The sequence below is a fragment of the Vibrio hyugaensis genome, from assembly GCF_002906655.1.
In the GTDB taxonomy this organism is placed as follows: Bacteria; Pseudomonadota; Gammaproteobacteria; order Enterobacterales; family Vibrionaceae; genus Vibrio; species Vibrio hyugaensis.
The window spans coordinates 452,800-472,901 of sequence record NZ_CP025794.1 but is presented as its reverse complement, the minus strand read 5'-3'; the positions used below and the strand labels follow the sequence as shown (position 1 = coordinate 472,901).

Genomic DNA, 20,102 nt, shown 5'->3' with positions numbered 1-20,102 from the left:
ATGTCAATGCTTAGTCATGACAGATTTATGTCTCACTTTTGAACCTGTTAGGGTAAGAGCCCTTAGGAATGGCAAGGTTTATGTTAGCCAAATCTCAAAAAACAACCGAACGAAGAAAGCTTTTTCTCATTAATTAATAAAAACAAAACTTGAAGTGTGTAGCCTTAAGCAGTAACGTTGCGCGGTTTTTCCCAATAAACTTGAATTGCTAAGGTAAAGGTTTTGATTTCCACAGCGAATATTACTCAACAATTTGGCGCTAAGCCGCTATTTGAAAACATCTCAGTTAAGTTTGGCGAAGGTAACCGCTACGGCTTAATCGGGGCTAACGGTTGTGGTAAATCAACCTTTATGAAAATCCTGAGTGGTGAGCTAGAGCAAACTAGCGGTAACGTAAGCTACGATCCGAACGAGCGCGTTGCAAAACTGAACCAGGATCAGTTCGCATATGAAGAGTTCACGGTTATCGACACGGTAATCATGGGCCATAAAGAACTATGGGAAGTGAAGCAAGAACGTGACCGCATTTACTCTTTGCCAGAAATGAGCGAAGAAGACGGCATGAAAGTGGCTGACCTTGAAGTTCAGTTCGCGGAAATGGACGGTTACATGGCCGAGGCGAAAGCGGGTGAGTTGCTTCTTGCTGTAGGTATCCCAATGGAGCAACACTTCGGTCTAATGAGTGGAGTTGCGCCAGGCTGGAAACTTCGTGTGCTTCTAGCGCAAGTTCTCTTTGCTGACCCTGATGTGATGCTTCTTGACGAACCAACCAACAACTTGGATATGGATACTATCCGTTGGTTGGAAGACACGCTAAACGCGCGTAACTGCACCATGATCATCATCTCGCACGACCGTCACTTCCTAAACTCAGTATGTACGCACATGGCTGACTTGGATTACGGTGAACTGCGTGTTTACCCAGGCAACTACGACGAGTACATGACTGCGGCTTCCCAAGCTCGTGAACGTCTGCTGAACGACAACGCGAAGAAGAAAGCACAAATCGCTGAACTACAAACGTTCGTTGCGCGTTTCTCTGCAAACGCATCGAAAGCAAAGCAAGCGACATCTCGTGCGAAGCAAATCGACAAGATCAAACTGGACGAAGTGAAAGCGTCTAGCCGTCAAAACCCATTCATTCGTTTTGAACAGTCTAAAGAGTTGTTCCGTAACGCTCTGATTGTTGAAAACCTAAGCCAAGGTTTTGAAGACGATCTGTTTGCTAACTTCAATGCGATTTTTGAAGTCGGTGAGCGCGTTGCAATCATCGGTGAGAACGGTGTGGGTAAAACAACCCTACTAAACACGCTTGCTGGTGTACTAGACCCACGCTCTGGTGAGTTCAAGTGGTCTGAAAACTCAAACATTGGCTACTACGCGCAAGACCACGCGCATGACTTTGCAGAAGATATGAACCTGACAGATTGGATGGGTCAATGGCGTCAAGAAGGCGACGACGAGCAAGTGGTTCGTGGTTTCTTAGGACGTATGCTGTTTGGTCAAGACGACATCAAGAAGTCAGTGAAAGTACTGTCGGGTGGTGAGCAAGGCCGTATGTTGCTTGGTAAGCTAATGATGCACAAACCAAACATGCTGCTAATGGACGAACCAACCAACCACATGGACATGGAATCGATCGAATCATTGAACACGGCACTAGAGCAGTACAAAGGCACCTTGTTCTTCGTATCGCACGACCGTGTATTCGTAGACTCACTAGCTACACGTATCATCGAAATCCGTGATGGTAAAATCACAGACTTCAAAGGCACTTACTCTGAGTTCCTGAAGTCACGTGGTATTGAAGGTTAATCCTTCTTCCGAATAAAGAAAAAGACCTCATCGCGAGGTCTTTTTTTATGTCTATTCTTTGTGAGCGCTAATTCTTTGCTAGCCCTAGATTGTGGCGTTCAGTCCTTAAATTGCCTCATTAGATAAGCATAAATGCCAACGAGCCCGAAAGTAATGATCATCGAAACGATGATACCGCTTGGGGTGAGTAGATAATTCCACAGTTGATCGTTGTTCATCGTTCACATCCTTTGTGAATCCATATGATTGTTTAAGTCTAACTCATTTGGCGACTTAATGATGAGTTATTGATTTCCCTTTACATCAAAATCAATTTTCTCTGCGCCTGTGAATACTTGGAAACGTAAACCTTTAGCACGAGCGATAGTGGTAATGCCAAACTTCTTGGCTAGATCTAAGCCCATTTGCGTAACGCCAGAGCGAGACAGCAAAACTGGAATGCCCATCTGTGCCACTTTAATCACCATCTCTGATGTAAGGCGACCAGTTGTGTAGAAAATTTTATCTTCACCCGTTTCTTGGTTAAGCCACATTTCACCCGCGAGGGTATCAACAGCATTGTGGCGACCAACATCTTCCACAAATGACAGTACTTTATCGCCTTTGCACACTGCACAGCCATGAACTGCACCAGCTTTCTTGTAAGTGTCATTATAGTGCGTCAACGCTTCTAACGAGGTGTATATCTCAGACTGTTTGAGTGGCATTTGTGGTACTTGATAATCTTCAAGCTGCTTCATTACGTTGCCGTACATAGTGCCTTGACCACAGCCGGACGTGACGGTCTTCTTCTTCAATGCACCTTCAAGATGTTCAATGTTCTCTTTGGTGATAACCGCAGCTGTGTGCGTTTCCCAATCGATAATAACTGATTCAATCGCTTCAGGATCTGAAAGGAAGCTTTGATTCTTCAAATAACCCAATACAAGCGCTTCTGGGCGAGAACCGAGTGTCATCAGTGTGACAATCTCTTTCCAGTTCAACATGACGGTAAGAGGGCGTTCACATGCAATTTGCTTAGTCAGGTTCTCACCGTATTCGTCAAACACTTCTACTTCGATGGTCTGTAGGGGATTTTCACTGGTTTTAATAATGTTTGGTTTTACCACAGTCATGTCCTGATGAATGAGAGAGCTCATGGACGCTCTCATTAATGGGTTCTTTTGTCTTAACAAGGATTACATAGCAATTCTCATTCCAAAATAGCGGGTATAAATGAAATTGCGAGGCTTTACGTCAAATGTCTGCTAAAACTGAGAGTTCGCAGTAATGACACAGACTCACACTGACGGCTAGACTAATTTTGTATAGAGAGAAAAGTGAGTTTGATTTGGCGCGTTTATTGCTTTGTAACGCTAAAATGGTTGAAAGCAAAGTACAAAATGTCCTTTTCTGTCTTCAAGCCTACATAGAACAAACTGGATGAGTTATGTCGAATACGAAAGAGTTCGAGAACAAATACGAAAAAACAGAAGATTCATGGCCAATTGGCGTTGATTTGGTAGAACACGAAATCAGCACTGGGATTTGGGTCACGACTCAATGGCAGCTTGCAGGTTTTGAAATCACGCCAACGGATGAGACTCAAGATGTGTGTTTACTGCAACTGCATAAAGATGAGCGCACTGATTACCGATTTAATCTAAGTTCTCAGCAACCTAAGTTGTTTTTAATTATGGATAATGTGGATTCTGGTGAAAAACCAATAATTCAATTGCTTACTGCCTCTCAAACGGTTGCTGCACAATATATGGATGGCGATAACCTAGTGTTGTCCAATGATATGCCGTTAGCCGTTCAAGCTTGGATGGAAGCCTTTATTGGTCGCCATGGTGAGTTACTAGAAGTAAGACGTAAGAAACGCAAAGGAGCGGGCAGAGCAAATGGCAACTAGTTTCTTTAGCCGTTGGTCGAAACGTAAATTAGATGAAACCACTACAGAGCCTACAGACGCTAGGGTTGTAGACGCTGTTGAATCTACTGAACCGGAAACTACACAAGCTCATGAAGAATTAAGCACTGAAGCGCAAGCATTGGCTACCGAGGCTTCTGCTACAGAGACTGAAGCTAAAGGAGCAATGGCTCAAGAAGCATCAAGCGAAGCAACCGATCCTGAAGAGATGTCCGTGGCGCAGTTATTGGTTTCTGAGGCTTCAGAGAGCGTTAAGAAAGCCGCACTGCGTAAGATGTTCCTGTCAGAAGAGTTTAACGTTCGCGATGGCTTGGATGATTACGACGACGACTACAGTAATCTCAAGTCGCTTTCTGAAGGGGTGGCTGAAACACTTCGTAATTGGGTGAAAGACAAAACGGAAGAAGAACCATCAGAAGAACACGCACAACTTGCTGAATCTCATGAAGAAAGTGATATTGAAGCGTCTGATATAGAACTTACTGAAGGTGCCGAAACTCCCGAAGAACAAAAAGGGCTGTATATAAACACAGTATCTGATGAAAGTGATATTCCAGAGACAAAACTAGACCCTGAAGAGGTGGGACAAAATATACCACACAAAGAATAGGTACATTTTGACTAAACGCTCAATGAACCGGCTGAGACAAAATGTCCCAGTCGGTTTTTTTATCCCTACAATTTCTAAGATAAATAGCTAACCTATTGAAAATTAGCTGATATTTAATTGGCACGACATTTGCTATCTGTTGTTCATTACCATTCTTGTTGAAGTTAGACCATTTTCCTAACAGGCAGTGATAACCCGTATTGGACTACCTAAAAGGGGTAGTTACTGACGAGTTAATCAGCAGAATCGCCTGCGCTAACTACAATGAAAGATGGAAGAAACTATCCATGCGTATAAATGGAACTGAGCAATGTTGAAACAACTATTAGAACAAGCAACTTCCAATAACGGTAAAGCGCGTCTGTATGCGTTTGAGAATACCGTAGAGTTGACCAATCTTATTCCACCAACGGTGAGCTACGAGAGTGGCGGTAATACGCTGATTGTTGGACCGACTGCCATCATTGAGAGTGCAGCCGCGCAGCTATCTCAAATGAACAGCCTGACACTTCTTTCTACAGACGGAGAGAAAGGCACCAATCCAGAACTGTACTTTGCAAACTCAGTTCAGGTTTCTGGTTTCCTAGGTACGTTTGAAGTGCTTATCGAAAATAACGGTCTAACAAGCAACCTAGCAAAAGTCGCTATTAATAGTGATTGTTTCGATGTTGTTCTCGATCTTTGTCTAAGCAGCTGTATGTCAGAAGAGGTTCCGGTTCCGGGTTACTACCCAGTAGGACGCGGTTATCCAAAACTGGCAGAAGCGCTAGAAGAAATCCCAACATTAATGGGTACGTTTGATAAGCCAAAATTCTTCCGCTTGGACACTGACCTATGTGCGCACAGTTCTCGTGGCGTAAAAGGCTGTGAGCGTTGTGTCGATGCTTGTCCTGCTGGCGCACTATCAAGTGAAGGCAGCGATAAAACCGGTCATCACATCGAGATTAACCCATACCTATGCCAGGGCGTGGGTACTTGTGCAACGGCTTGTCCGACAGAAGCGATTCATTATGCGCTACCTAATCCTGAAGATACGCAAAAATTCATTGAACGCACGTTAGCGAACTACGAGCAAGCGGGCGGTCTGGATCCTATCGTTCTTATCTGTAGTTCTCGTCACGAGACTTACAACGTGATGGCACTGAAAGCGTTACCAGATAACGTGATTCCAATTGTGGTTGAAGAGCTTCCTTCTATCGGTATCGATACATGGTTTGCAGCTCTAGTTAATGGCGCGACGCAAGTGCTATTTGCGGCTTCTCGCTTTATGCCTGCAACCATCATTCGTGTTCTGAACAACGAAGTGGGTATTGCGCAAGAGCTATTGGATCAACTTGGTATCGCAAAAGAGACCATCGATATCCTTTACTTGGAATCGCTTCGTGAAGGTCCTCCAACACTATGTACAGATTCATTCGACCTTGCCCTTGGCGATCTTCAAGGTAACAAGCGTCAACGTTTGTTTACTGCGCTGGATGCAATGTCTTCTTCTCGTATTCCGGTTGAGAACATTGTTGAACTGCCTGCGAACGCGCCTTACGGCAATGTTTCTTGTGAGAGCAAAGATTGTACGTTGTGTATGAGCTGTGTGGCGGTTTGTCCAACACGTGCACTTCATACTGATGGTGAATCTCCATCACTTAAATTCGTTGAACAAGATTGTATTCAATGTGGTTTGTGTGAAAAAGCATGTCCAGAGAAAGTTCTGACTCTAACGCCACGCATGAACTGGGTGAAAGAAGAGCGCCAAAAAGCGGTTGTGATTCACGAAGAGAAAGCAGCGGAATGTATTCGCTGTCATAAGCCATTCGCACCTCAGTCTATGATCGACATGCTACAAAATAAGTTACGCGGCCACTCTCATTTCTCTGATGAAGCGGCGATCAATCGTATCGCGATGTGTGAAGACTGCCGTGTGATCGACATGTTTGAGTCGATGGCAGAAGACCCAATGAAACAACTGAAATACTAGGAGCTCGCAGTGGATACACAACGAGAACAAGAACAAACACTGAGAACAGAGATCTACTTGGTTTTGTCAGCGCTTTTCCGTAGCGCACCAAGTGAAGAGATGATCGAGTTCCTGACTTCTCTAGAAGTTGAACCATCAGAAAGCGCAATGCAAAAAGCGTGGATTGCGCTTCAGCAAGCGGCAAAAGATTCTAATCGCGAAGCGCTCGAAGATGAATACCAAGATCTTTTCATTGGTATCGGTCGTGGTGAAGTGATGCCGTTTGGCTCATGGCACATGACGGGCGCAATGATGGAAAAACCACTGGCTGAAATTCGTCACGATTTGGAACTGCTTGGTTTCGAGCGCGATGAAAATGTGAAAGAGCCGGAAGACCACATCGCAGCACTTTGTGAAGTGATGTCGATGCTAACGGGTGAAGAAGAAGATCTTCAACAAGCGGTGTTTAACAAACACATCGCACCTTGGTTTAACTCTTTCACTCAGCAACTAGAAAACTCAGAGAGCGCGAACTTTTATAAGCCAGCAGCTCAACTGTGTGAGGCGTTCTTAACACTGGAACAAGTGCGCTTTAGCGTGAACACCAAAAGCAGTAAGCACAAATTAAAAATTGATGTGAAAAACGTCACTGATTACGAGTAATCGAGCAGTACTTGGTCATATCGATAGAGGGGCAATAGCCTCCAAAGATCTACCGTAAGGTAAGGAAGCAATGATGAAAGATAATAAAGAAATAAACACAAGCCGTAGGGATCTCCTGAAAGGCTTAACGACTGCAGCCGTAGCTTGTGCGGTTGTCGCTGGAACAACAAAAGTGGCAAGCGCTTCAGAAACGGTTGAGCCTTCTGAAAATGACGTGAAGAAGAAAGGGTATCGTGAAACTCAACACATTCGCGATTACTACGACACACTTTAGGAGATAACGGATGAAACTTGTCAAACGCTCCGACAGTGTGAGCAAAGAAACCAATCAGCTTGGCGTTTCTCGCCGTGCATTCATGAAAAATACCTCGCTTGCTGCTGGTGGTGCGGTTGTAGGTGCAAGTCTTTTTGCACCGGGCATGATGAAGAAAGCACAAGCTAAATCGGTGGATCCAGAAGCGAAAACAGAAGTAAAACGTACCATCTGTTCTCACTGTTCTGTAGGTTGTGGTGTCTACGCTGAAGTTCAAAACGGCGTGTGGACAGGTCAAGAGCCTGCATTCGACCACCCATTCAACGCTGGTGGACACTGTGCAAAAGGTGCAGCACTGCGCGAACACGGTCACGGTGAGCGTCGTCTGAAATACCCAATGAAGCTTGAAAACGGTAAGTGGAAGAAGCTTTCTTGGGATCAAGCGATCGAAGAAATCGGTAACAAGGTGATGGACATCCGCAAAGAGTCGGGTCCAGATTCGGTGTACTGGTTGGGTAGTGCAAAGCACAACAACGAACAAGCGTACATGTTCCGTAAGATGGCGTCGCTTTGGGGTACCAACAACGTTGACCACCAAGCGCGTATCTGTCACTCAACAACCGTAGCAGGTGTCGCAAACACTTGGGGTTACGGTGCGATGACCAACTCTTTCAATGACATGCACAACTGTAAGTCGATGCTGTTCATTGGTTCAAACCCTGCAGAAGCGCACCCTGTTGCGATGCAGCACATCCTAATCGCGAAAGAGAAGAACAACTGTAAGATCGTTGTTGCGGATCCTCGCCGTACCCGTACCGCTGCAAAATCGGATCACTACGTATCGCTACGTCCGGGTTCTGACGTTGCGTTTATTTGGGGCGTGCTATGGCATGTCTTCGCGAACAACTGGGAAGACAAAGAGTTCATCCGTCAACGTGTATTCGGTATGGATGAAATCCGTGCAGAAGTGGCTAAGTGGACACCAGCAGAAGTTGAGCGCGTAACTGGCGTACCTGAGTCTGAAGTTTACCAAACAGCGAAATTGCTTTCTGAAAACCGTCCGGGTTGTATCGTGTGGTGTATGGGTGGTACTCAGCATACGACTGGTAACAACAACACTCGTGCTTACTGTGTACTTGAGCTTGCGCTAGGTAACATCGGTAAATCAGGCGGGGGTGCAAACATCTTCCGTGGTCACGATAACGTACAGGGTGCAACTGACCTTGGCGTACTATCTGACACGCTACCAGGCTACTACGGCTTGTCTGAAGGTTCATGGCGTCATTGGTCGAAAGTGTGGGAAATCGATTACGAGTGGGTGAAAGGTCGTTTCGATGACAACGCTTACGGCGGTCAAAAACCAATGAACAGCGCAGGTATCCCCGTATCTCGTTGGGTAGATGGTGTCCTTGAAAACAAAGACAACATTCGTCAACGTGAAAACATCCGCGCAATGTTCTACTGGGGTCACGCAGTAAACTCTCAGACTCGTGGTCCTGAGATGAAGAAAGCGATGCAGAAGCTGGATATGATGGTTATTGTTGACCCATACCCAACAGTTGCAGCGGTAATGAACGATCGTACTGACGGCGTTTACCTGCTTCCTGCAACGACTCAGTTTGAAACGCACGGCAGTGTGACAGCATCTAACCGCTCACTTCAGTGGCGTGATCAAGTTATCGAACCATTGTTCGAATCTAAACCTGACCACGAAATCATGTACCTGCTAACTAAGAAGCTAGGTTATGAAGATCTGCTGTTCAAAAACGTACGCGTAGAGAACAACCAGCCAGTAATTGAAGACATTACTCGCGAATTCAACAAAGGCATGTGGACCATCGGTTACACAGGTCAAAGCCCAGAGCGTCTAAAAGCGCACCAACAAAACTGGCACACATTCCACAAGACATCTCTGGAAGCAGAGGGTGGTCCTGTGAATGGTGAGACTTACGGTCTACCTTGGCCATGTTGGGGCACACCAGAGATGAAGCACCCAGGCACACACATTCTGTACGATACGTCTAAGACGGTTGCAGAAGGTGGCGGTAACTTCCGTACGCGTTTCGGTGTTGAATTCGAAGGTCAAAGCCTACTTGCTGAAGACAGCTACTCAAAAGGCTGTGAAATCAAAGACGGTTACCCAGAGTTCTCTGACAAGCTAATCAAACAGCTTGGTTGGTGGGACGACCTAACGGCTGAAGAAAAAGCCGCTGCGGAAGGTAAAAACTGGAAAACTGACCTGTCTGGTGGTATCCAACGCGTAGCGATCAAGCACGGTTGTATCCCGTTTGGTAACGCAAAAGCGCGTGCGATTGTTTGGACATTCCCAGACCGCGTGCCGCTACACCGTGAGCCGCTATACACGCCTCGTCGTGACCTTGTAACGGATTACCCAACTTGGGACGACAAAGAAGCAATCTTCCGTGTACCAACGCTTTACAAGTCTATCCAGAAAGAAGACAAGTCTGGCGAATACCCAATCATCCTGACTTCTGGTCGCTTGGTTGAGTACGAAGGTGGTGGTGAAGAAACACGTTCAAACCCATGGCTTGCTGAACTTCAGCAAGAAATGTTCGTTGAAGTGAACCCGAAAGACGCAAACGATCTTGGTTTCAAAGATGGTGATGACGTTTGGGTTGAAGGTGCAGAGAAAGGTCGCATCAAGGTGAAAGCGATGGTCACTCGTCGTGTTAAACCGGGTCTGGCGTTCATTCCGTTCCACTTCGGCGGTAAGTTCGAAGGTGAAGACCTACGTCCTAAGTACCCAGAAGGCACGGATCCTTATGTTGTTGGTGAAGCAGCCAACACGGCAACCACTTACGGTTACGACCCTGTTACTTTGATGCAGGAAACAAAAGTAACCCTATGTAACATTCGTAAAGCGTAAGGAGTCTGACAATGGCACGAATGAAATTCCTATGTGACACCAAACGCTGTATCGAGTGTAACGGCTGTGTTACTGCATGTAAGAACGAAAACGATGATGCTCTTGAGTGGGGCATTCAACGTCGTCGCGTGGTAACACTGAACGACGGTGAACCAGGTGAAAACTCAATCTCTGTAGCTTGTATGCACTGTACAGACGCGCCTTGTATGGCAGTTTGTCCAGCTGACTGTTTCGAGCACACAGAAGACGGCATCGTTCTTCACAACAAAGATCTTTGTATCGGTTGTGGTTACTGTCTGTTTGCTTGTCCATTCGGTGCGCCTCAGTTCCCGAAACAAGCGTCATTCGGTGAACGTGGCAAAATGGACAAATGTACATTCTGTGCAGGTGGTCCAAACACAGAACCAGGTTCTCTAGAAGAGCGTGAAAAGTACGGTGCGAACCGTATTGCTGAAGGTAAGCTACCTATGTGTGCATCACTATGTTCAACGAAAGCACTGCTAGCAGGTGATGCAGAGAAAGTATCTGACATCTTCCGTCAACGTGTGGTTGAGCGCGGTGCGAAAAACGCAGGTTGGACAGACGGTAACGATCTTTCTTACGACGCAACCAAAAGCTAAGTAGGAGAGACACATGTTAAATACTCTTAAACGTGCGTCTCTTGTAATGCTGTCGATGATGACAGCATTACTCCTGACCTTCGCGATGCCAGCGTCTGCGCAAGAAGAAACATCTCCAGTGGTACAACAGGAGATGACGCAACTTGCAGGTGCAGACTTTTGGCGTCAGGTCAAAGAGGGGCAAGAAGGCTATACCACGTCGAAGTCAGCAGAGCACGGCATACTAATCAGTACTCCGGGCGAGACTTGGTACATTCTTAAAGAGAAATGGATGTCTCCTGCGGGCGCTGTCGCGATTTTCGGCAGTATCGCAATGGTTATCATGGCTTACGTGTTCGTTGGCCCTCTGATGTTAAGCAAGCCACGTACTGGTAAAAAGATGAAACGCTGGTCTCGCTTAGACCGTGCACTTCACTGGAGCATGGCGTTTACCTTTTTAACGCTGGCATTCAGTGGTTTGATGCTGGTTTACGGTAAGCACTTCTTGAAGCCGTACGTGCCTACTGAGTTCTGGGGCTTTGTTGTGATGCTTGCAAAGCAGTACCACAACTACATGGGTCCGTTGTTCTTTATCTTGCTGATGTTTGTTCTGTTGAAATGGTGGCGTAAGTCCATTCCAACAATGACTGACATTCGTTGGTTCATGAAAATGGGCGGCATGGTTGGTAAGCATAAAGGCACGCATCCATCCGCTGGTTTCTCAAACGGTGGTGAGAAGGCGATTTACTGGTTGTTGATCTTCTTCGGTGCTATCGCTGCAGTGAGTGGCTTAGTTCTGGATTTCCCAATTTTCGGCCAAACTCGCCGCGATATGGAACTATCTAACCTTGTTCACGCGATTTCGGCACTGATTCTGATCTGTGGCTTTATCTTCCACATCTACATCGGTCTATTCGGTATGGAAGGTGCATTAGAAGGTATGGTTACTGGTGAAGTTGACGAGACATGGGCGAAAGAGCACCACGACCTTTGGTATGAAGAAGTGAAATCTAAAGAAGCGATGGGTGAGGCTGACACAGCTCAAACGGACGTAAAAGGAGCGAAGACGAATGAACAAACCTCATAACGGGATTTGGGTTGCCTACATCCTGAGTTGTTTTACCCCGTTTACGTTTTTGATCTCAGGCGTTATCGCAATCATTTACGCGGGTTACCGTTTGGATAAAGGTGAAGACAGTGACGTAGTGAATTCACATTACTACGGTTTGATTCGCACATTCTTCCTGTACTTCACGTTCTTTGTTGTTCTGATCGTAACAGTGGCAACATCGAATGGTGTATTGGTTGGCGTAAGTGACTATTGGGTGCACAGTACTTTGTTAGACACGGTTGCTTACTTCATTCCTTGGGTAGGTATGCTGTTCGCAACGCTTGCGATTTTCGTGTGGTTCCTACGTATGTACCAAGGTATGAACCAACTACGCAATAATATGCCGCACAGACCGTCTACAGGTCCAAACCTATAAAACGGTCTATCTGCTCAAAAGCCTCGCAAACGCGCTGTCTCTTATACACAAATCCCCAAGCTTGTAGCTTGGGGATTTTTTTTGAACTCTTTCAAGTGTGTGTGATCTGATCACTTAGTAATCCTTACTGAAACACTAAGATGACACACTCAGACGCTAAACTTTGGGCACAAGAACAATTTGGACAAGCACAACTTAAAGACCCTCGAAGAACACAACGCCTCATCAGTTTAGCGACTTCCATTGCTAATCAACCAGGAGTCTCCGTGGCTAAACTTCCTTTTTCTCCCGCCGATATGGAAGGTGCATATCGCTTTATCCGCAATGAAAACATCGATGCAAAAGACATCGCTGAAGCAGGTTTTCAATCAACTGTATCTCGAGCTAACGAGCATGAGGAATTACTCGCGCTTGAAGATACAACAACGCTCAGTTTTCCGCATCGAAGTATAAAAGAAGAACTCGGGCATACTAATCAAGGCGATAGAACTCGAGCTCTCCACGTACATTCGACGTTACTTTTTGCACCACAAAGCCAAACCATTGTCGGTCTGATAGAGCAGCAGCGATGGAGCCGAGATATTACCAAGCGTGGGCAAAAGCACCAACACGCGACTCGTCCTTATAAGGAGAAAGAGAGTTACAAATGGGAGCAAGCTTCTCGCCGTGTCGTTGAGCGCCTAGGGGATAAAATGTTAGATGTTATCTCGGTCTGTGACCGAGAAGCTGACCTATTCGAATACTTAACTTATAAGCGTCAACATCAGCAGCGCTTTGTCGTTCGCTCAATGCAAAGTCGCTGCCTAGAAGCTCATCATCAAAAGCTTTACGACTATGCGCAAGCGTTACCAAGCGTCGAGACAAAAGAGCTTACCATCCCCCAAAAAGGAGGGAGAAAAGCGAGAGATGTAAAGCTTGATGTTAAATATGGTCAGGTGACATTAAAGGCTCCGGCAAACAAAAAAGAGCACGCAGGCATACCTGTTTATTATGTTGGTTGCCTTGAGCAAGGGACATCAAAAGACAAGTTAGCATGGCACCTCTTGACGTCGGAGCCAATAAACAACGTTGAAGACGCTATGAGAATTATCAGTTATTACGAGCGCCGATGGCTGATTGAAGATTTCCATAAAGTCTGGAAAAGTGAAGGGACAGATGTGGAGTCACTCAGGCTACAAAGTAAAGATAACTTAGAGAGATTAAGTGTCATCTATGCCTTTGTTGCTACGCGTTTATTGGCGTTACGCTTCATTAAAGAAGTTGATGAGCTAACGAAAGAAAGTTGTGAAAAGGTATTGGGCCAAAAAGCTTGGAAGCTACTGTGGTTGAAACTAGAAAGTAAGACGTTACCTAAAGAAGTGCCCGATATGGGCTGGGCGTACAAAAATCTCGCTAAATTAGGCGGTTGGAAAGATACCAAGAGGACGGGTAGAGCTTCAATAAAGGTGCTTTGGGAAGGGTGGTTTAAACTACAAACCATCCTTGAAGGCTACGAACTCGCAATGTCTCTTGATCACTAGACTTGTGATCAAGAGACAGCGCAAACGCGAGGCTTTTTTATTGTAGAGAATCTTCTTAATGTCACCAGTTTTTAAGCAGAAATTAGAGGCAAATCAGCAGGCTTACGACCATGGTCTAATCCTTATTGCTATTGTTGTTTTTGTATCGGTGTTAAGCTTAATAAAAAGAGCAACAAGGATAGGTTATGAATTTCCCATACAGAAATATTGTCGTACTTACTGGCGCTGGCATATCGGCTGAGTCTGGTATTCAAACATTTCGAGCTCAAGATGGTCTTTGGGAGAATCACCGAATAGAAGACGTGGCAACGCCAGAAGGTTTCGACCGCGATCCGGATCTTGTCCAAAGCTTTTACAACCAACGTCGTTCAAAGCTTCAAGGCGAAGACATCAAGCCGAATGCGGCTCATATCGCGCTAGGAAGCCTAGAAGAGCAGTTGGAAGGCAAAGTGACTATTATCACTCAAAACATTGATAATCTGCACGAGAGAGGCGGTAGCGCCAATATCATTCACATGCACGGTGAATTACTCAAAGCACGTTGCAGCGAATCCAACCAAGTCATCGAACATTCAGAAGACATTGAAACCGGTGAATTGTGTCATTGTTGCCAGATCCCAGCGCAAATGCGACCTCACATTGTTTGGTTTGGTGAAATGCCACTGCGCATGGGTGAGATTTACGCAGCCTTGGAAGAAGCAGACTTGTTTATTTCTATCGGTACATCTGGCGTGGTATATCCAGCCGCAGGCTTTGTACATGATGCGAAGATGCATGGTGCACATACGATTGAAATCAACTTGGAGCCAAGTGCTGTCGAGAGTGAGTTTGAAGAGAAGCGCTATGGCAAAGCAAGTATTGAAGTACCAAAATTGGTCGATGAAATTCTTGCTCTAGAAAATGAAGCCAGCGCTTAAACAAGCGGGCAGAGATGAGTTATAACAAAGGCATCGAGTGATTCGATGCCTTTTTGTATTCTGACGCTTTGTAATTTGTGCGGTGTAGCTGGAGATACAAAAAGCGAGCTTCAGATACAAGAAAAGCGACCTAAGCCGCTTTTCTACACTATTTCGACAGACTGATTAGTTGTCTACTTTTAGCTTTTGGAAGTACTCATCGTAAAGCACGCTTGCTTCACCAACTTCGTCTTGCCATGTACCGCTGTCCATCACTTCTTGTGGTGGGAAGATGCTTGGATCGTTAGCAAATTCTTTCGGTAGTAGATCGTGCGCTGTTTTCACTGGAGTAGGGTAACCAATCTCTAGTGCAATCTTAGCTGCATTCTCAGGACGTAGTAGGAAGTCGATCATCTTATGAGCAGCATCAACATTCTTCGCGCCAGCTGGAATTGCTAGGCTGTCCATCCAGAAGATAGTGCCTTTTTCTGGCCAGATGATGTCGATGTTCGCGCCTTCTTGACGAGCCATGTAAGCAGAACCATTCCAAAGCATACCAAGTGATACTTCACCTGCTAAGTATGGGTTCGCTGGGAAGTCTGAGTTAAATACCAACACGTTTGGCATTAGCTTTTTCAGTTCTTCGTAAGCTGCTTTGATCTCGTCTGGGTTAGTCGTGTTTGGTGAGTAACCAAGCTTAGTCAATGCAATATGGAATACTTCACGAGAATCATCCATCAGCATTAGTTGACCTTCCCACTTGCTATCCCAGAAATCGTCCCATTTAGAAACCGATGACTTGTCTAGCATGTCAGCATTAATACCAATACCGGTCGCACCCCAAATGTAAGGGATAGAGTAGTTGTTGTTCGGGTCGAACGGCTTGTTCAGGAAGTTAGTGTCTAGATCAGCAAAGTGAGAAAGCTTCTCTTTGTCGATCTTTTGCAGCATGCCTTCTTTACGCATTTTAGATACGAAATAGGTAGACGGTACTACCAAGTCGTAACCAGAACCTTGAGTTTTCAGCTTTGCGTACATGCTCTCGTTAGACTCGTACGTAGAGTAGATAACCTTAATTCCAGTTTCTTTTGTAAAGTCTTCAAGAACTTCGTTTGGAATGTATTCCGACCAGTTGTAGAAATACAGTTCTTGATCAGCAGCCATTGCAGGGGAAGCGATTAGCGTCGCTGCACACAGTGCGCTTGCGTAGAATTTACTTTTCATTTTATTTCCGTTTTGTTCAGCAACAGGTCAAATCAATACTAGTAACAGATACTGGTTTGAGCCAAATTGCGATAAGCACAATCCTGTTTATTTGAGCGCGAACGTTAAACATCATGTCTTCATCGACGAGAATGTTTGAAGTTGTGTCAAATAAACCTAGCAACGTGTAATTATATCAGTCAATTACGAAAATAGGCAGCGTATTGCTGCCTATTTTCATTTACTAGATGGCTTATTAAGCGATTATTGGCCCGCTTTAAGCTTTAGGAAGTAATCTTCGTACTTCGCTGTCATGTCACCAACAGAGTCTTGCCATTCAACACGGTCAAGATCTTCTTGAGAAGGGAACAATGGTGCAACGTCTTTAAACTTGGCGTTAGACTCTGCAACAGCAGTCAGGTAGCCCGTATCAGCCGAGATTTGCTCTGCGATTTCTGGACGTAGTAGGAAGTCGATCATCTTGTGAGCCGCTTCTACGTTCTTAGCACCAGAAGAGATTGCAAAGTTATCAACCCAGCCGATACCGCCTTCTTTAGGGAATACAAGCTTTAGGTTCATGCCTTCGTTTTGAGCAGCTGCCGCGCTACCATTCCAAAGCATACCAACGCCAACTTCGCCAGACATGTATGGAGCACCTGGGTTATCAGAGTTGAATACTAGAACGTTTGGCATAAGCTTTTGTAGCTCTGCGTACGCTTCGTCTATTTGTTTTGGATCCGTAGAGTTACCTGAGTAACCTAATTTGCGTAATGCGATATGGAAGACTTCACGAGTGTCATCCATCAGCATTACTTGACCTTCAAGCTCAGGTTTCCATAGGTCAGCCCAGCTTTGGAACTCGTTTGGATCGTACATGTCAGCGTTAACCGCTAGACCTGTAATCGCAACAACGTGTGGAATAGAGTAGTCGTTGTTTGGATCGTAAGGCTTGTCTAGGTAGTTAGTATCTAGGTTACCGAAGTTTTTCAGTTTAGTCTTATCGATCTTTTGTAGCATACCTTCGTCACGCATCTTCGCTACGAAGTAAGTGGAAGGTACCACTAGATCATAACCTTGGTTATGAGTTTTTAGCTTTGCATACAAGGTTTCATTCGACTCGTAAGTCGAGTAGATGACTTTGATGCCAGTTTCTTTAGTAAATTGTTCTAGGATATTACTGTTGATGTAAGGACCCCAGTTCATAAATACTAATTCTTTATCATCCGCTGCCGCTGTACCAGAGAACAGAGAAAGCGCACATGCACTACCAGCTAATAGAGTAGCCCATTTTTTCATTGACGTTAGCTCCAAACCAAACGTTGTCCAATTTTGGACGATAGATAGAAAAACAGAATGGCATGTAACCATTCTGTTTCGTGATGTTAACGGATGAGGATTTTACTTTACTTTTTCTCTTGCTAGCAACTGAGAAATCACTACCAAGACCAAAGAAACAATCAACATGACCGTTGCTAGGGCGTTCACTTCCGGTGAAATGCCCACCTTAACCATTGAGTAAATCTTCAATGGCAAGATTTCGTAAGTTGGACCTGTTACAAATGAGCTAATAATTACGTCGTCCAGAGACAGGGTAAAGCTCAATAGCCAGCCCGCAGCAACCGCAGGTTTTGCAAGAGGAAGAATGATCTGTTTTAAGATTACCCATTCACTCGCGCCTAGGTCTTTCGCTGCTTCCAACATTTTCACATCAAAGCCATTTAGTCGGCTGTACACTGTTACCACAACGAATGGTAGACAGAAGGTGATGTGAGCAATCAATAGGGTAAAGAAGCCAAGCTGTGCACCTAATACAAGGAACAAAGCAAGTAATGAAATCGCCATAACGATATCTGGTGACATCATTACAACAAATAACATGCCGTTGACCGCGCCTTTACCTTTGAATGAGTAACGAAATAGGGCAACAGCCGTTAAGCTACCAATGATGGTTGCCGCTGTTGCAGAGAATACCGCTACGTTCAATGAATGCCATGCAGCCTGCATTAGGCTGTCGTTGTTTACTAAGGTTTCGTACCATTTCGTGGTGAAACCACCCCATTTCATACCAAATTTGTTGGCATTAAATGAGTTAACAATTAAGACGATAATTGGTAGATACAGAAAAGCATATACCAGCGCCATAAAGCTAAATCTAACTGTGCGTCCCATTAGTCTAGCTCCACTTTCTTATTCAATAGTTTGCCTGCTCTGTAGTAAGCATAAAGCATAACAGCCATTGCGAAGGTGAGGGCGATACTGGTCGCAGCACCAAATGGCCAGTCACGAGCGTTCAATACTTGGCTCTTAATTACGTTACCGATCAGTAGGTTCTTCGCGCCGCCAAGAAGGTCAGAGATGTAGAACATACCCAGTGCAGGTAGTAGAACCAATAAACAACCGCCGATAATGCCAGGCATTGTTAAAGGCAAAATTACTCGCGTAATGGTTTGAAACTTGTTCGCACCAAGATCTTTTGCCGCTTCAATGTAAGTGTTGTCTAGCTTCTCGATTGCCGAGTAAAGCGGCAAAATCATGAACGGAAGCAGGATGTATACAAGACCGATCATCACTGCCGTTTCTGTATACATTAAGCGTATCGGCTTATCGATGATTTCCATTGCCATCAGCGATTTGTTTAAGACACCTTGTGTACCAAGAACAATCTTTAGCCCGTAAGTACGGATCAGAGAGTTTGTCCAGAACGGTACGATAACCAAGAACAACATAAACGGACGCCATTTCTCTGGCATTTTCGCTACGATGTAGGCAAATGGGTAACCGATAACCAAACACAACAATGTCGCGATGATCGCCATGTAGAAAGAGTGCATTAGCACTTTCGCGTACAGAGGGTCAAGCAAGCGAAGGTAGTTGTCGAAAGTAAACGTTAATTCAATTAGGTTCGCTTCATCACGCGTCAAGAAACTTGTACCGATAATCATTAGGTTTGGTACCAACACGAAAAGTGTTAACCAACCAACAATTAGGGCAATGATCGCGTTCTGAAGATTAAGCTTCTTGCTTATCATTTAGTACTACCTCCCAGCTCTCAACCCAAGTGATAGCGACTTTCTGGCCGAGTGAGTGGTCCACATCTGGATCATCTTCGTTAAAGAATTCGCTTACCATCACGCGCATGCCAGAATCCAACTGAATAACTGAATCTAGCGTCATACCTTTATAGGTACGCTCGGTCACGTGACCTACGATGCCTTTTTCTTCAGACTCTTTGATCTCTTCGATACGTAAGTCTTCTGGGCGAAGTAGTACTTGAAGTTTGTCACCGGCCTGTGCTTCTTGATCGTAGTAAACCACCGATTCAACACCTTCAATTTCTGCACGGATACGTTTCTCATCGATACGATCTAGCATGGTCGCGTTGAATACGTTGATCTCACCGATAAAGCGAGCAACAAATAGGTTCTTCGGTTCTTCGTAGATCTCACGCGGAGAGCCGTCTTGTTCAATAACACCGTCGCGCATAACAATAATACGGTCAGACATCGATAGGGCTTCTTCCTGATCGTGCGTAACGAAGATAAAGGTAATACCAAGTTGACGCTGAAGCTGTTTAAGCTCGATTTGCATTTGCTTACGTAGTTTGTAATCAAGTGCAGATAGAGATTCATCTAGCAGCAGTACTTTTGGCTTGTTGACAACCGCGCGAGCAATCGCGATACGTTGTTGTTGTCCACCAGAAAGTTGGTGTGGCTTACGCTGTGCCATTTTTTCTAGGCGAACCATGCGCAGCGCATCCATTACTCGTGGCTCGATCTCTGCAGCAGGTGTTTTCTGCATACGAAGACCAAATGCAACGTTTTCAAATACGGTCATATGAGGAAAGAGTGCGTAACTCTGAAATACCGTGTTGACGTGCCTTTGCTCTGCAGGAACCTGTGTTACATCTTGGTCATCTAATACGATTTGACCGTTGTCTGCCGTTTCAAAGCCAGCGATCATGCGTAAAACCGTTGTCTTACCACAACCAGATGGGCCAAGAATCGTCAGAAACTCACCATGATTAACATCCAGATTTAAATTACCGATGATTTCCTTGCCATCGAAACTTTTGCTAATACCAGATAGACGAACTACTGGCTTTCCTGCTTGCTGTTTAGCGTTCAACGTCTGTATTTCTCCCACGTTCAAATTGGGTTATATCCCATTGATGTGACATTAGTCATTCACTTTTGAGGCGCGCATCATAATCACCAAAATTGTGAAATCAAAGCATTTTCTTATCTTGAAACAGAAAAAATTTTGCAGGCAAAAGTAAACATTCCTTACCATACTGTTTTTATGGGGG

Annotated in this window: 18 protein-coding genes; 12 read left to right on the top strand and 6 right to left on the bottom strand. The window is 45.1% G+C overall.

Annotation, left to right across the window (positions count from 1 at the left end):
- Nucleotides 1-222 precede the first annotated feature (222 nt).
- The gene (locus tag C1S74_RS02870; protein ID WP_045401211.1) at nucleotides 223-1,815 is read left to right on the top strand and encodes an ABC-F family ATPase; all 1,593 of its coding nucleotides are present in this window, start codon (nucleotides 223-225) and stop codon (nucleotides 1,813-1,815) included.
- A gap of 284 nt (nucleotides 1,816-2,099) precedes the next feature.
- Here the strand turns inward: C1S74_RS02870 and C1S74_RS02865 are convergent, their stop codons facing one another.
- The gene (locus C1S74_RS02865; RefSeq protein WP_045401598.1) at nucleotides 2,100-2,924 is read right to left on the bottom strand and encodes a formate dehydrogenase accessory sulfurtransferase FdhD; all 825 of its coding nucleotides are present in this window, start codon (nucleotides 2,922-2,924) and stop codon (nucleotides 2,100-2,102) included.
- Nucleotides 2,925-3,244: 320 nt separating this feature from the next.
- Here C1S74_RS02865 and C1S74_RS02860 point away from each other — a divergent pair, with 320 nt between their 5' ends.
- From C1S74_RS02860 to cobB, 11 genes are all read left to right on the top strand, one after another.
- Nucleotides 3,245-3,709 (top strand): DUF3305 domain-containing protein, encoded by a 465-nt coding sequence (locus C1S74_RS02860; RefSeq protein ID WP_045401207.1) that lies wholly within the window; start codon nucleotides 3,245-3,247, stop codon nucleotides 3,707-3,709.
- The gene (locus tag C1S74_RS02855; RefSeq protein WP_045401205.1) at nucleotides 3,699-4,337 is read left to right on the top strand and encodes a DUF3306 domain-containing protein; all 639 of its coding nucleotides are present in this window, start codon (nucleotides 3,699-3,701) and stop codon (nucleotides 4,335-4,337) included. Before C1S74_RS02860 ends, C1S74_RS02855 begins: the two co-directional genes overlap by 11 nt.
- 310 nt (nucleotides 4,338-4,647) lie before the next feature.
- A complete protein-coding gene (locus tag C1S74_RS02850) occupies nucleotides 4,648-6,309 on the top strand; it encodes a 4Fe-4S dicluster domain-containing protein (protein ID WP_045401202.1) in 1,662 nt (553 codons plus the stop codon).
- A gap of 9 nt (nucleotides 6,310-6,318) precedes the next feature.
- Nucleotides 6,319-6,951: a TorD/DmsD family molecular chaperone gene (locus C1S74_RS02845; RefSeq protein ID WP_045401199.1), complete on the top strand. Its 633-nt coding sequence runs from the start codon at nucleotides 6,319-6,321 to the stop codon at nucleotides 6,949-6,951.
- A gap of 73 nt (nucleotides 6,952-7,024) precedes the next feature.
- A complete protein-coding gene (locus C1S74_RS02840; RefSeq protein WP_045401196.1) occupies nucleotides 7,025-7,225 on the top strand; it encodes a twin-arginine translocation signal domain-containing protein in 201 nt (66 codons plus the stop codon).
- 10 nt (nucleotides 7,226-7,235) lie between these two features.
- Entirely contained in the window at nucleotides 7,236-10,091 is a 2,856-nt protein-coding gene (locus tag C1S74_RS02835) for a formate dehydrogenase subunit alpha (protein ID WP_045401193.1), read from the top strand.
- An 11-nt stretch (nucleotides 10,092-10,102) separates the two neighbouring features.
- Nucleotides 10,103-10,711 (top strand): formate dehydrogenase FDH3 subunit beta, encoded by a 609-nt coding sequence (gene fdh3B / locus C1S74_RS02830; RefSeq protein ID WP_005427693.1) that lies wholly within the window; start codon nucleotides 10,103-10,105, stop codon nucleotides 10,709-10,711.
- 13 nt (nucleotides 10,712-10,724) lie between these two features.
- The gene (locus C1S74_RS02825; RefSeq protein WP_045401192.1) at nucleotides 10,725-11,777 is read left to right on the top strand and encodes a formate dehydrogenase subunit gamma; all 1,053 of its coding nucleotides are present in this window, start codon (nucleotides 10,725-10,727) and stop codon (nucleotides 11,775-11,777) included.
- Complete coding sequence (locus C1S74_RS02820) at nucleotides 11,761-12,177, top strand: hypothetical protein (RefSeq protein ID WP_045401190.1); 417 nt, start codon at nucleotides 11,761-11,763, stop codon at nucleotides 12,175-12,177. The genes C1S74_RS02825 and C1S74_RS02820 overlap by 17 nt, the downstream gene beginning before the upstream one ends.
- Nucleotides 12,178-12,317: 140 nt before the next feature.
- A complete protein-coding gene (locus tag C1S74_RS02815; RefSeq protein ID WP_103415220.1) occupies nucleotides 12,318-13,697 on the top strand; it encodes an IS4 family transposase in 1,380 nt (459 codons plus the stop codon).
- Between the two features lie 185 nt (nucleotides 13,698-13,882).
- Complete coding sequence (gene cobB / locus C1S74_RS02810) at nucleotides 13,883-14,614, top strand: Sir2 family NAD+-dependent deacetylase (RefSeq protein WP_045395802.1); 732 nt, start codon at nucleotides 13,883-13,885, stop codon at nucleotides 14,612-14,614.
- Nucleotides 14,615-14,779: 165 nt separating this feature from the next.
- On the opposite strand, the gene C1S74_RS02805 is transcribed toward cobB, so the two are convergent.
- From C1S74_RS02805 to potA, 5 genes are all read right to left on the bottom strand, one after another.
- The gene (locus C1S74_RS02805) at nucleotides 14,780-15,817 is read right to left on the bottom strand and encodes an extracellular solute-binding protein (protein ID WP_038875062.1); all 1,038 of its coding nucleotides are present in this window, start codon (nucleotides 15,815-15,817) and stop codon (nucleotides 14,780-14,782) included.
- A gap of 243 nt (nucleotides 15,818-16,060) precedes the next feature.
- The gene (locus C1S74_RS02800) at nucleotides 16,061-17,092 is read right to left on the bottom strand and encodes an extracellular solute-binding protein (RefSeq protein WP_038872754.1); all 1,032 of its coding nucleotides are present in this window, start codon (nucleotides 17,090-17,092) and stop codon (nucleotides 16,061-16,063) included.
- 102 nt (nucleotides 17,093-17,194) lie between these two features.
- The gene (gene potC / locus C1S74_RS02795) at nucleotides 17,195-17,965 is read right to left on the bottom strand and encodes a spermidine/putrescine ABC transporter permease PotC (RefSeq protein WP_005389180.1); all 771 of its coding nucleotides are present in this window, start codon (nucleotides 17,963-17,965) and stop codon (nucleotides 17,195-17,197) included.
- The gene (gene potB, locus C1S74_RS02790; RefSeq protein WP_038872757.1) at nucleotides 17,965-18,825 is read right to left on the bottom strand and encodes a spermidine/putrescine ABC transporter permease PotB; all 861 of its coding nucleotides are present in this window, start codon (nucleotides 18,823-18,825) and stop codon (nucleotides 17,965-17,967) included. The genes potC and potB overlap by 1 nt, the downstream gene beginning before the upstream one ends.
- Nucleotides 18,806-19,921, bottom strand: coding sequence for a spermidine/putrescine ABC transporter ATP-binding protein PotA (gene potA / locus C1S74_RS02785; protein WP_009706100.1), 1,116 nt, complete (start codon nucleotides 19,919-19,921; stop codon nucleotides 18,806-18,808). Before potA ends, potB begins: the two co-directional genes overlap by 20 nt.
- Nucleotides 19,922-20,102 lie beyond the last annotated feature (181 nt).

Bases quoted from the DNA above. Each gene is read 5' to 3' on its own strand.
- C1S74_RS02840 (WP_045401196.1), top strand. From the start codon at position 7,025: ATGAAAGATAATAAAGAAATAAACACAAGCCGTAGGGATCTCCTGAAA.
- C1S74_RS02820 (WP_045401190.1), top strand. From the start codon at position 11,761: ATGAACAAACCTCATAACGGGATTTGGGTTGCCTACATCCTGAGTTGT.
- C1S74_RS02825 (WP_045401192.1), top strand. From the start codon at position 10,725: ATGTTAAATACTCTTAAACGTGCGTCTCTTGTAATGCTGTCGATGATG.
- potC (WP_005389180.1), bottom strand. From the start codon at position 17,965: ATGGGACGCACAGTTAGATTTAGCTTTATGGCGCTGGTATATGCTTTT.
- C1S74_RS02805 (WP_038875062.1), bottom strand. From the start codon at position 15,817: ATGAAAAGTAAATTCTACGCAAGCGCACTGTGTGCAGCGACGCTAATC.
- cobB (WP_045395802.1), top strand. From the start codon at position 13,883: ATGAATTTCCCATACAGAAATATTGTCGTACTTACTGGCGCTGGCATA.
- C1S74_RS02860 (WP_045401207.1), top strand. From the start codon at position 3,245: ATGTCGAATACGAAAGAGTTCGAGAACAAATACGAAAAAACAGAAGAT.
- C1S74_RS02815 (WP_103415220.1), top strand. From the start codon at position 12,318: ATGACACACTCAGACGCTAAACTTTGGGCACAAGAACAATTTGGACAA.
- C1S74_RS02835 (WP_045401193.1), top strand. From the start codon at position 7,236: ATGAAACTTGTCAAACGCTCCGACAGTGTGAGCAAAGAAACCAATCAG.
- potB (WP_038872757.1), bottom strand. From the start codon at position 18,825: ATGATAAGCAAGAAGCTTAATCTTCAGAACGCGATCATTGCCCTAATT.
- C1S74_RS02850 (WP_045401202.1), top strand. From the start codon at position 4,648: ATGTTGAAACAACTATTAGAACAAGCAACTTCCAATAACGGTAAAGCG.
- C1S74_RS02855 (WP_045401205.1), top strand. From the start codon at position 3,699: ATGGCAACTAGTTTCTTTAGCCGTTGGTCGAAACGTAAATTAGATGAA.
- C1S74_RS02800 (WP_038872754.1), bottom strand. From the start codon at position 17,092: ATGAAAAAATGGGCTACTCTATTAGCTGGTAGTGCATGTGCGCTTTCT.
- fdh3B (WP_005427693.1), top strand. From the start codon at position 10,103: ATGGCACGAATGAAATTCCTATGTGACACCAAACGCTGTATCGAGTGT.